The organism is Acinetobacter sp. 24-47-47 (genome assembly GCF_057737035.1).
Genome location: NZ_CM173216.1, coordinates 544,897 through 557,104, shown reverse-complemented (window position 1 = coordinate 557,104; position 12,208 = coordinate 544,897). Strand labels below are relative to the sequence as shown.

General features: G+C 39.3%; 10 protein-coding genes and 1 riboswitch. Of the genes, 5 read left to right on the top strand and 5 right to left on the bottom strand.

Features of this window, described 5'->3' with window-relative positions; all coding sequences use genetic code 11:
• Nucleotides 1-113: 113 nt before the first annotated feature.
• From AC1M9E_RS02595 to AC1M9E_RS02575, 5 genes are all read right to left on the bottom strand, one after another.
• On the bottom strand, nt 114-599 hold the full coding sequence (locus AC1M9E_RS02595) for a DUF934 domain-containing protein (protein ID WP_481587188.1): 486 nt from the start codon (nt 597-599) through the stop codon (nt 114-116).
• The gene (locus tag AC1M9E_RS02590; RefSeq protein WP_481607924.1) at nt 592-2,235 is read right to left on the bottom strand and encodes a nitrite/sulfite reductase; all 1,644 of its coding nucleotides are present in this window, start codon (nt 2,233-2,235) and stop codon (nt 592-594) included. The genes AC1M9E_RS02595 and AC1M9E_RS02590 overlap by 8 nt, the downstream gene beginning before the upstream one ends.
• A gap of 230 nt (nt 2,236-2,465) precedes the next feature.
• Nucleotides 2,466-2,978: a DUF1543 domain-containing protein gene (locus AC1M9E_RS02585; RefSeq protein ID WP_481607925.1), complete on the bottom strand. Its 513-nt coding sequence runs from the start codon at nt 2,976-2,978 to the stop codon at nt 2,466-2,468.
• 551 nt (nt 2,979-3,529) lie between these two features.
• Nucleotides 3,530-4,774, bottom strand: coding sequence for a tryptophan synthase subunit beta (trpB, locus tag AC1M9E_RS02580; protein ID WP_092767544.1), 1,245 nt, complete (start codon nt 4,772-4,774; stop codon nt 3,530-3,532).
• Nucleotides 4,755-5,399 carry a phosphoribosylanthranilate isomerase gene (locus tag AC1M9E_RS02575; RefSeq protein ID WP_035265546.1) on the bottom strand — a complete coding sequence of 215 codons (645 nt, stop codon included), beginning with the start codon at nt 5,397-5,399 and terminating at the stop codon, nt 4,755-4,757. Before AC1M9E_RS02575 ends, trpB begins: the two co-directional genes overlap by 20 nt.
• A 142-nt stretch (nt 5,400-5,541) precedes the next feature.
• Nucleotides 5,542-5,757: riboswitch (cobalamin riboswitch) on the top strand.
• 37 nt (nt 5,758-5,794) lie between these two features.
• On the opposite strand from AC1M9E_RS02575, the gene AC1M9E_RS02570 reads away from it, so the two are divergent.
• From AC1M9E_RS02570 to AC1M9E_RS02550, 5 genes are all read left to right on the top strand, one after another.
• Entirely contained in the window at nt 5,795-7,642 is a 1,848-nt protein-coding gene (locus AC1M9E_RS02570) for a TonB-dependent receptor plug domain-containing protein (RefSeq protein WP_481596045.1), read from the top strand.
• Nucleotides 7,643-7,738: 96 nt separating this feature from the next.
• Nucleotides 7,739-8,323 (top strand): cob(I)yrinic acid a,c-diamide adenosyltransferase, encoded by a 585-nt coding sequence (locus tag AC1M9E_RS02565; protein ID WP_035265549.1) that lies wholly within the window; start codon nt 7,739-7,741, stop codon nt 8,321-8,323.
• 138 nt (nt 8,324-8,461) lie between these two features.
• Nucleotides 8,462-9,175 carry a glycerophosphodiester phosphodiesterase gene (locus tag AC1M9E_RS02560; protein ID WP_180028285.1) on the top strand — a complete coding sequence of 238 codons (714 nt, stop codon included), beginning with the start codon at nt 8,462-8,464 and terminating at the stop codon, nt 9,173-9,175.
• Between the two features lie 230 nt (nt 9,176-9,405).
• Nucleotides 9,406-10,572, top strand: coding sequence for an acyl-CoA desaturase (locus AC1M9E_RS02555; RefSeq protein WP_035265557.1), 1,167 nt, complete (start codon nt 9,406-9,408; stop codon nt 10,570-10,572).
• A gap of 148 nt (nt 10,573-10,720) precedes the next feature.
• Entirely contained in the window at nt 10,721-12,166 is a 1,446-nt protein-coding gene (locus AC1M9E_RS02550) for a protein adenylyltransferase SelO (protein ID WP_481607926.1), read from the top strand.
• Nucleotides 12,167-12,208: the final 42 nt, after the last annotated feature.

The window sequence follows — 12,208 nt, the reverse complement described above, 5'->3', positions numbered from 1 at the left end:
CTTCTATGTGTCATTTTGAATAGCGCTTAGGCTGAACTATGAATACCTAAATCCTGTTTCCATAAAATAAAAAAGCTGAACCCAAGTTCAGCTTTTTTTATCACTTAATAAAATTAAGCACCCGTTTGATAATTTGGTTTTGGTACAGCAGTCGACGCTTGGTAAGGTTGAGTAAAGTCGTTTAAACCTGCCGCTGCTTCTGCAATGTCTTTACCTTCTTTAATCACGAAAGTATCGAAACCAGCACGCTTCATGTAGTTCAACACGTCTTTGAATACATCACCTGTTGCACGAAGTTCGCCTTGGAAGCCTTGGCGACGTAACAATGCGGCAAATGAATATCCACGACCATCATTAAAACCTGCAAACTCAATAAAAATTGCATCAAGCTGATCAAGTGGGAATTCATTGTTTTCAGGTGAGGCATCTACGGTTAGGTAAAGTGCTTTTTTACCTGAAACATTGGCAAGCTGGTCTAACTGCTCCACCGTTAAAACCACATCACCTTGTGGCAATACGCCATCTTCACCAATCAGTTGATAAGTATTGTCTGCAATCGTGCCATCCTTAGAGAGCACTTGTAGTGCGGTATTAAGCATATGCACGCTCCTTAAATGGTTGAATGCCGACACGGCGATAAGTATCAATGAACTCTTCACCTTCTTGACGTAAATCAAGATAAGTGTTCAAAATTTCTTCCACCACATCTGGTACTTTTTCAGCAGCAAATGATGGTCCTAAGATGTCACCGATTGAGGCATCATGGTCTGCATTACCACCCAATGTAATTTGGTAGAATTCTGCGCCTTTCTTATCGACACCTAAAATACCAATATTACCCACATGGTGATGACCACAGGCATTCATACAACCTGAGATGTTCAAGTCTAATTTACCTAAGTTGTAAATCGTATCTAGATCATCAAAACGGCGTGAAATCGCTTCAGAAATCGGAATAGATTTCGCATTTGCCAACGAACAGAAATCACCACCTGGACAGCAGATAATGTCGGTTAAAAAACCAATGTGCGCGCGAGCCAAGTTATTCTTTTCAAGAATCGTCCAAAGCTCAAATAAATCTTTTTGCGGTACATCGACAAGGGCAATGTTTTGCTCATGCGTGGTACGCAATTCACCAAAAGTGTACTTATCTGCAAGATCAGCAATCAAGTTCATTTCTTCAGTGGTCACGTCACCTGGTGCGACGCCTGCACGTTTCAATGAAATTGTTACGATGCGGTAACCTTTCACTTTGTGTGCATTGGTATTGATGTTAAACCACTGTTTGAATTTCGGATGTGCAGCAAACAGTTCTGAGAAATCTTCATCTGCATAATCTTGGTACACAAATGGTGTAAAGTTCTGGTCCATTTTCGCCAGAGTATCTGCATCAACTTTTAAAGTTTTAATTGTATGTGCAAATTCAGCTTCAACTTTTTCAGCAAAAACTTCAGGTGTTAAAGCTTTTACCAAGATTTTGATACGAGCTTTATATTTGTTATCACGACGACCGTGTAAGTTATACACACGAAGTACTGCTTCTAAGTAAGCAATAAGGTCTTCACGTGGTAACCACTCTTTGATCACAGCACCAATGATCGGTGTACGACCTAAACCACCGCCAACCATGATTTTGTAGCCCATTTCTCCCGCTTCATTGCGAACGATATACACTCCGATATCATGAAATGCCGTTGCAGCACGGTCGATTTCAGCAAGTGCAGAAACTGCGATCTTGAACTTACGTGGCAAGAATGCAAATTCTGGATGGAAAGTTGACCACTGACGAATCAACTCACATGTCGGTCTTGGATCTTCAATTTCACCAGCAACGACACCTGCATATTGGTCTGTTGTTGTATTACGAATACAGTTACCAGATGTTTGAATCGCATGCATTTGAACTGATGCCAACTCTTGCAACATGTCTGGCACATTTTCTAATGCTGGCCAGTTAAATTGAAAGTTTTGACGAGTAGAAACGTGTGCATAACCACGGTCATACGCTTTAGCGAGTTCAGCAATTTTACGAAGCTGTTTAGAGTTCATCAAACCATAAGGTACAGCGACGCGAAGCATCGGCGCATAACGCTGAACATATAATCCATTTTGTAAACGTAATGGACGATATTCATCTTCAGTAAGCTTTCCAGCTAAATAACGTTCCGTTTGATCACGGAATTGTGCAACACGTTCATTGATCAGTTGCTGATCGAAATCAGTATATAAATACATGGCGTACAGCTAGTAGTTTAATTTTAACGAAGCACAGCATAGCTTTTATTCATCTATCAATAAAATGCGTTTTTTACATATTTAATAGCGGTTTTATTGATATGTAATCACTCGAATCACTGATATATAGACAAGCTCTGGATTTCAGCACTTATTCCACATAAAGATTTTATTTAGCCATTCTTAGCACATAAATTCATATAGATAGTAAATTTGTTCTTTATTAAAAATTATACGATCGTGATGTATGTATTTTCCCAGTACCCTTCTTTAAATTGACCCTCAATCAATTGCACATAACGACCATGCACATGATCAATGGCAATACAATCATCAACGTCCAAAACCCGATCTGTATGCTGTTTTTGCCAATCTTTTCCAAAGAATGATTTTCCACGCTCTTTAGCCGATGCAGTATTTAAAGCGGGTACTAATACATAACGATGTAGCTCTCCGAACTCATTAACGTGGTACCCACCCAAATTAATCAACCAGAGTTTCATTTCGTTTTCATTAGGAGCTGCATCTGTAAAATGGATTTGGAATTGCTGCTCATTATATTCCACTCCATTTACCTTCGCCCAAGCATCAATATGTAAGCCTTTCTGCTCACCAAACCAAGCATTTTTGAGTTGAGGATAGACTTCTTCTAGTGAATCCCCAACAGCCAAAACCACATCATGCACTTCAGTATTGGCACGTGCATGACGACCACCGAGCATTACAAGAAATAGGCTTGGCATGGTTGATTTCCTTTGGCTTTGACAAGACCATTAATCATACCTGAATTTGGATTTGCCACTACTGAAAAGAATGGATTGGCTGTGTTACTGATTTTTATACAGGGTTTAAAGATTAACCTGACCAATTCAACGATAATGGATACGTGGTGGCGACATGGATGTCCCCCGTTGAGCAGTATTACAAGAATGTAATATCTGCTCAACAGAAAGCCTTCGGTTACTTTGGGCTTTTCCAAAGTAACGTAAAAGTAAGTCCATGAAATAGCTCTTCAAATCTGAATCTCAAATAGATTCACACTCCAAACTGCCTTACTTTTTTCGGTAAAAGTAACAAAATCATTTTGTATTTCTGATGTTACTTGCCTGTATCACAGAAATACAGACGACATCCATGTCACCGATCCAAAAATCAAATTTTAGGAAAATATTTTAGCTTTTCTAGAGCGCATAAAAAAATCGCATCCAATGGCTTAAATGCGATTTTCTAAATAGCACCTCTCCCCTTACGAAGCAGTGCTTCTCATTCCAAAGGGAGAGGCTTAAAGGGTGAATTACATCTCTACCATTTCCACGCCATCAATGCGTGCAACTGTCATTAAGTCTTTATCACCACGACCTGAAACCGTCGCAATAATAATTTGATCTTTAGACATCGTTGGAGCCAACTTAGTCACATATGCCATCGCATGCGAACTTTCAAGTGCAGGAATAATACCTTCAATCTTAGTTAAGTCACGGAAGCCTTGTAATGCTTCATTGTCATTAATTGGAACATACTCAACACGCTTCATATCTTTTAAGAAGCTATGCTCTGGGCCTACACCAGGATAATCCAAACCTGCTGAAATTGAGTGTGTTTCAATAATCTGACCTTGCGCATCTGACATCAGATAAGTACGGTTACCATGCAGCACACCAACATGACCAGCATTTAATGGAGCAGAGTGTTTGCCAGTTTCAATACCGTAACCAGCAGCTTCAACACCGTACATTTTCACCTCTTGATCATTCAGGAATGGATAGAACAAGCCCATCGCATTTGAACCACCGCCGACACAAGCAACCAATGCATCCGGTAGACGACCTGCTTGCTCTTGAATTTGACGGCGTGCTTCACGACCAATGATCGATTGGAAATCACGTACCAATTGAGGATATGGATGTGGACCTGCAACTGTACCAATCACGTAATAGGTAGAATCGACATTTGTTACCCAATCACGCATGGCTTCATTCATGGCATCTTTTAATGTTTTAGAACCACTTTCGACAGGAACAACAGTCGCGCCCAATAAACGCATACGATATACATTCATCGCTTGGCGTTTCACATCATCTGCACCCATGTATACAACACATTCAAGCCCTAAACGCGCTGCGATGGTCGCTGTTGCCACACCATGTTGACCTGCACCAGTCTCAGCAATAATACGTTTTTTGCCTGATAACTTCGCCAGTAAAGCCTGACCAATCGTGTTATTTACTTTATGGGAGCCAGTATGGTTCAAGTCTTCTCGTTTTAAATAGATTTGTGCACCACCCAACTCCTTTGACCATCGCTCAGCATAATAAAGCGGACTTGGACGACCTACATAAAAAGCGAGGTCACGGTCGAATTCTGCCAAAAACTGTTCGTCATTTTTCATTCGGAAATACAGTTGCTCTAGATCTTCTAGTGCAGCCATTAGAGTTTCTGACACAAAACGTCCGCCATGGATACCGAAATGCCCTTTTGCATCAGGGTATTGGGTATAGTCAATCACTTGATCTTGTTGATTAACGGTTTGCTGATCCACGATGGACTCCTTGCATAAAGCGTTCTACGAGTTGTTGGTCTTTTATACCTTTTGCGGACTCTACACCGCCGCTCACATCCACAGCATATGCTTGTGTTGTAAGAATTGCTTGCTCGATATTGTCAGGGTTTAGTCCTCCTGCCAAGATCAATGGAATATTTAATTTTGGAAATGTTGTCCAATCAAAGCTGTGGCCTGTTCCGCCCTTTAAATCTGGATGCCATGCATCCAACAACACAGCACTCGCACCAAACTTTTGATATTTATTGATTTCTTCAACGATATCTAGTTCTGGTTTTACTTGAATTGCTTTATACCAGCGGCGACCCACTGCTTGAGCAATTTGTTTGCACTGTTCTGGACTTTCATCGCCATGAAACTGCAAAATATCTAAAGGGACTTTTTTAAGTATGTTTTGGATCTCTTCGGCTGAACTATTAACAAATAATCCAACTGATTGCACATAAGCAGGAATCGCTTGAACCAACAGTGATGCTTGCTCAACATCTACGTGTCTTGGACTTGGTGGAAAAAACACAAATCCTATGGCATCCGCACCAGCTTGCACAACAGCTTGGACATCTTCTAATCGGGTAATTCCGCATATTTTTGCACGAGTTCGCATCTATTCTAGCTCTAATCCACCCTCATCATAGCCGATCTATCATTTTTGGGCGCTTCATTGTAAAGCAATTTTTTCATCTTGCGTAAAGTTCACTCAGAATATTCGGTGTGAAGATTGTTTAAATGAGAAGCGCTCTTTATACTGCGCTCAAATTGCAACAAGTCAAAGCAATCGCTTTAGGGAAGTTGGTGAAAATCCAACACTGCCCCCGCAACGGTAAAAAATGAAAAGCATTTCTCAATAGATTTCTGATTTTTAGAGATCTACACCACTGCATGTCATATGTGGGAAGGTGGAAATGTAAGTAATCCAGTTACTACATTTGAGTCCGGATACCTGCTTGTTGTGTTCTTTCACTCAATCATTCACGGGGAAGTGAATGTATGGAGCACGTTATGTCTATTCAATGTCAACCAACAGCTTTGGTTGGTGCAATCGCTATTGCGATGGGTTTTTCAACGTCTGTAACAGCAACGACTGAAGCTCAAACTTCTGCAAAATCTTCTTTAAGTACGATTGTGGTTACAGCTTCTCGTAGTGAACAAAATATTGAAAATGTGCCTGCGCGGATTTCAATTATTGAGCCTAAAGTTTTAGATCAATCCCCTATTGTATCTTTACCTCACTTATTAATTAATGATGCATCAATCAATATGGTTCAGACTGGCGGATATGGACAGCAAGCTTCTATTTTTTTACGTGGAACTGAGTCTGACCATACTTTAGTCATGCGTGATGGTGTTCGTTTAAATACACCCTCTCAGGGTTCAGCATCAATTCAATTTATTGACACAACAGACCTGAAGCAAATTGAAGTTCTTAAAGGACCGGCATCTGTACTTTATGGTACTGATGCTATTGGTGGTGTCATACAACTTGTATCTAAAACACCGGTAAAAACAGGTGCATTTGTTACAGGCGAAATTGGTGAAAACAAAACTTATAAATCAATTGTAGGTGCCGACTTTGCTGAAAATGGTTTGTATGCACAAATTCGCGGTCAACGTTTAGAATCTGATGGCACTGAAGTATTAAGCAACAGTAATCAAAAATATGCATATGATCAAAAAGGATACAGCGCAAAATTTGGTGTCGACAAAGAAGCTTTTTCTGCATCTTTAGATTACACCCAAAATGAAGGAAATGGTGCTTACAACTTAAACGGCAATTTAGTTTCCCAAGATTTTCAAAATGAAATTGTGAACTTAAAGGGTAAGGTTAAAATCACATCAGATCTTGAATTAAATGCCCGTTTATCACAGTTTAAAGATGATTTAGACCAAATGGACAAGCCTGACTTTGTTCACAATACCTCTAAAGAAGCTGAAGTTTATGGAAAATGGCAATTCACACCTTCTCAAAATATTCTAATGGGGGTAACTCATAAAAATATTGAAGCAGATATTTTATCTAAAAGTGATTGGGATCCTATGTACGATGTTGAATATAGTCGTAAAAACAACAGCACAGGCTATTTTGCTCAACATCAATACCAAGCAAATAATATCGATGCGCAATTTGGCATTCGCTTAGAAGATGATGAACGTTTCGGCTCACATACCGTTGGTCAAGGGGCTGTAAGATATCACTTTAGCCCATCTATAAGTATCTATACCAATATTGGTAGCTCATTTAGAGCACCAAGTATGAATGATTTATATGCAAAAAATTGGGGTGGCAACCCAAACCTAAAACCTGAAGAAGGCTTTTCATATGAAGTTGGTTTAGATCATAAAGTTACAGAAAACTCCTTAATTTCTTTATCTGTATATCGTAATGAAGTAGACAATCTGATTACTTCAAAAAATAGCACCCTCATAAATGTAAATAAGTCTAAATTTACAGGTGGTGAAGTTTCTTATAAATGGAATACAGATGATTTATTCTTAAATGCTTCATACGCTTATGTGCAAGCAAAAAATGTAGAAACAGATGAAGATTTGCAAAAGCGCCCTCGTAAAAAAGCAACACTATCAGCAGGCTTACAAAATGAGGTTTACGGAATTAGCACTTCTATAGTTGGTAGCTCTAAGTCTAAAAGTTACAGCACTCAATACAATAATCCTGGTTATGCAACCATCGATGTAAATGCTTACTGGAATATAAACCCCAATATTAAACTATTCACTAATATTGAAAACATTGGTGATGTTCAATATGAAACTGAATACTCTAGTGGGAATGGTATTTATTACATCAATGGTGGTCGCCAAGCTTCCGTTGGTGTTACGTTCAAGTACTAATTTCATCAACCTATAGCTAAATACTTTTTGAGGATAATGTCACAGCTGTAGCATTATCCTTTTTAAATTGCGATATCTGAATATTAAGGAAATAACATGGGTCACCGTTTAAGTAAAATTTATACCCGCACGGGAGATACGGGCACTACCGGACTAGGCGATGGTTCACGTGTACCTAAAGATGATTTACGTATCGATGCGTTAGGTGATGTCGATGAACTCAATGCGACCATTGGTGTATTACGTTCGCACATTGCTTTAAGTAGCATTGAAGACAAAGCTCAATGGGATAAATCACTCAGTCTGATTCAACATTGGTTATTTGATTTAGGCGGCGAAGTCTGCATTCCTGGATTTAACTTGGTTCAACCAGTATGTATTGAATTTTTAGAAAATGATATTGATCGTATGAACGAAGCATTACCCATGCTAAAAGACTTTATTTTGCCAGCTGGTACATTAGTCTGCAGTTTTGCTCATCAAGCACGTGCTGTCTGCCGTAGAGCTGAACGTAGCGTGATGTCTGTTCATCAACGTGATCAAAATATCCAAGCCACATCATTGCAACTTTTGAACCGCTTATCTGATTGGTTATTCGTCGCATCTCGTACCTTACAACGTGCTGAAGGTGGCTCAGAAGTGCTTTGGCAAAAGAATATCAATGAGACGATTGAGGCCTGACCTTAAAAGTGTAAAAAGGTCTGCATGTTGATTGCCCCATCCACTTAAAATGCTTTTTTAATCAAAATTTTGATTAAAAATCGTCATATTTCATTCATGATTTAGCACTAAAATCACCCTGAAATTTCAGGGTATTTTATGAAAATAATTGGTCATCGTGGTGCGCGTGGGGAAGCACCTGAAAACACCCTCGGTGGATTTCAATATATTCAAGATATTGGTATCCGCGCTGTAGAATTTGACGTTCGTCAACTCAAAGATAATGCTCTGATCGTGATGCATGATGATGACTTTATTCGTACTACAGGCCAAGCTAAACATTTATACGAATGTGATGAGCAAGATTTAGCGCAGTATAATCATGCCGTAACGTGGTCTGAATGGAATAAAGTCGAAGCTACGCCTCTACTCGATCAAACCCTCAAAATTATTCATAATTTTAATCATATTGAAGTTGAGGTCAAAGCTGTTGAATCGATGAAGGCCGCAGAAAAGATTGTCGAAGCCTTAGATCAACAATTAATAGGCTTTGAAGATTCCGCCATTATCACCAGTTTCGATCCTAAAATTCATCAAGCCCTTCAACAGCAAAAATCAAGGTTTAAGCGTGGATTACTGGTTGAAACCGATATAAAGCATGCAGCCATTGATCAAGCTTTGAAATTTGAATGTTGTCAAATTGGTTGGATGAACGAACTTGCTACAAATGAGATCATTGCCTCCACACTTTCCGCAAATTTAAATATTAGTATTTGGACAGTCAATCATATAGATCGTGCTAAACAGCTTAAGGATTTAGGAGTTCAAGGCTTAATTACTGATTATCCCAAGTTAATGATGTCTCACCTATAATATTTTCAAATTCAAAAACTTATTTGATTATTTTTTCTAATTTATTTTTTGGAATTCGTCCAAAGTCGAATTTATACAATGATGTATTCTGTTACGGTTTAAACAATACAACTGTACAATAATGCTAGTGAACACATGTTCGCCCATGTTAGTATTAACGAGTCTAACCTCACAAATTTGTGAGTGGATTTAGTTTTAACCTATTAAAGGTTCTAGGAGTGCTGTTGGAGATGAATGCTCCCCTACCCAAAGCCCCAATCAACTGGATTGCAGTATTTGCATTGGTGTTTTTACCTATTGTCGCCGTTATTGCGATTCCACTTTATGCTTATCATCATGATTTCTCGCTTGCTGCGTGGATCAGTATGTTTGCGCTGTTGGGTCTGAGCAGTCTTGGCATTACCGCAGGTTATCACCGCTTATGGGCACATCGTGCTTATGAAGCGACTGTACCACTCAAAATCATTTTAATGATTATGGGAACCTTTGCTGTACAAAACAGCATTTTGTATTGGGCCTCAGGTCACCGTACCCATCATCGTCATGTTGATGATGTAGAAAAAGATCCCTACTCAATTAACAATGGCTTCTGGTACGCGCACATCGGTTGGATGCTACGCAACTATCCAGCAGCTGAAGCAAATTACAAAAACGCCCCTGATTTATTGGCTGACAAAATTGTCATGTTCCAAGATAAATATTACATCCCTCTCGTGATTGTCGTTCATGCCGCTATTCTTCTTCCTATTGGATGGGCAGTTGGTGATGTCTGGGGAGTATTATTGTTGGGTGGTTTAATGCGCTTAATTTTAAGCCATCATGTGACTTTCTTTATCAACTCGCTATGCCATATGTGGGGCAAACGTCCGTACACAGATGAAAATACTGCACGTGACAACTTTGTTCTTGCTATTGCGACTTGGGGTGAGGGTTATCATAACTACCATCATATCTTCCAATACGACTATCGCAATGGCGTAAAATGGTGGCAGTACGACCCAACTAAATGGTTGATCTGGACGTGTTCAAAACTAGGGCTCGCAAAAAACTTACGACGTATTCCAAGTTTTAATATTAAAAAAGCTGAGCTTGCAATGAAGTTTAAATATGCCCAACAAGATCTCGCTGTTTACGGCCATAACGTGAATGATGATATCGTGACAGTTAAAACAAAAATTGCTCAAGAATATGAAGCATTTACGCAAACTTTAAATGATTGGGCGAAGCTTAAAGAGCAAGAAATTAATGCCAAAAAAGCAGCTGTTGCTGAAAAAATTCACCTAATGGATAGTAAACTGAAAGTTGAATTCCAATTGGTTGAACAACGTTTATCTCATCATAGAGAGACATTGAACTTATTGGTTCGTAATTTAAAGAAATCACCAGTATCTGAATAACTCATTCAAGAGACTCTTCAGTTACTCCAAAGCTCCGTTGATCGGGGCTTTTTTTATTTTTTCGATACCATTTCCAATGTAGCAGTCACAGTTTTATGTATCGAATTTTGCTATAGTCAAAGTTGTTCATCACATTTTGAAAAATTATATGCAGTTCAATTCTCGCTATAACACACTACCCGCTCGACTGTATCATCATCAACAACCTCTTCCGCTAAAAGGGGCTAAACCTGGTCATTTTAATGAAGCACTTGCAGATGAGTTACTGTGGACTCAAGAAGATAAGATGAACTGGGTAGAAATCTGTAGCGGGCAAAAAACTTTTGCTGAGTTTGAACCTTTGGCGATGGTATACGCGGGTCACCAATTTGGACAATGGGCTGGACAGCTTGGTGACGGTCGCGGTTTACTCATTGCTCAAATCCTGGATCAAAATAACAACACGGTCGATTTACATCTTAAAGGTGCTGGCTCTACCCCCTATTCTCGGAGAGGCGATGGTCGTGCAGTGTTACGTTCCGTTATTCGTGAATATTTGGCTGGACACGCCCTCAATGCCCTAGGTGTTCAATCCAGTAATGCGATTGGTTTTGTATCATCAGATCAAGGTGTACAACGAGAAAAACTTGAACGTGGCGCGATGATGTTGCGTACGTGTGATACACATATTCGCTTAGGTCACTTTGAGTGGATTAATCAATTTCAGCCAGATCTACTGCAAGAATTTACACAAAAGTGCATTGAATGGCACTACCCTGAATGTTTGGAGACAGAACAACCTGTTCTTTCTTTTGCAACTCAAGTCATTCAACGTACTGCGATCATGATCGCCAAGTGGCAACTGATTGGTTTTGCGCACGGGGTCATGAATACTGACAACCTGAATATTACCGGCTCAACTTTAGATTTCGGACCTTATGGTTTTATGGAGCTTTTCCGTCCTAATTGGATCAACAATCATTCTGATTACCAAGGACGCTATACGTATCAGAACCAACCGAGTATCGGGCACTGGAATTTATGGACTTGGTTAAATAGTCTCATTCATCTTTGTCCAGAAAATTATGATCGAGAGCAATGGAAACAAGACTTGTCTTACTGTTTAGAACACTATGAACCAACGTTCCTGGAACACTATAAACTTGGTTTAAGTCAAAAAATGGGATTACCAAGTTTTCATAAAGATAGCTTTGATTGTGGTATGGCTTTTCTACATATTTTACAAACAGAACAACTTGATTACACCCAAAGTTTTATTCGTTTACAGAATAAAGCGTATGAACAAATCAAAGATGATTGCCTTGATCGTATCGCATTTGAGCGGTTTCTTCACCAATATCTCTCAATACGAGAAAATCAAGACACTGACGATCTCGATCAAGCGATGTTAACAGCCAATCCACACTACGTTCTACGAAACCATATGGCACAGAAAGCAATTGAACTTGCTGAACGTGATGATTTCTCTGAAGTTGATCGCTTGTTCAAACTTCTTCAAACACCATACACCAAACAAGAACGTCTTGAACAACCAGAAGACTTAGGCCCTTTAGCTAGTGATGTCCCTGAAATTCAAGTCAGTTGTTCATCATAAGTTATTCACAAACCTCTCTCATTCTGTGGATAATTTAATCAT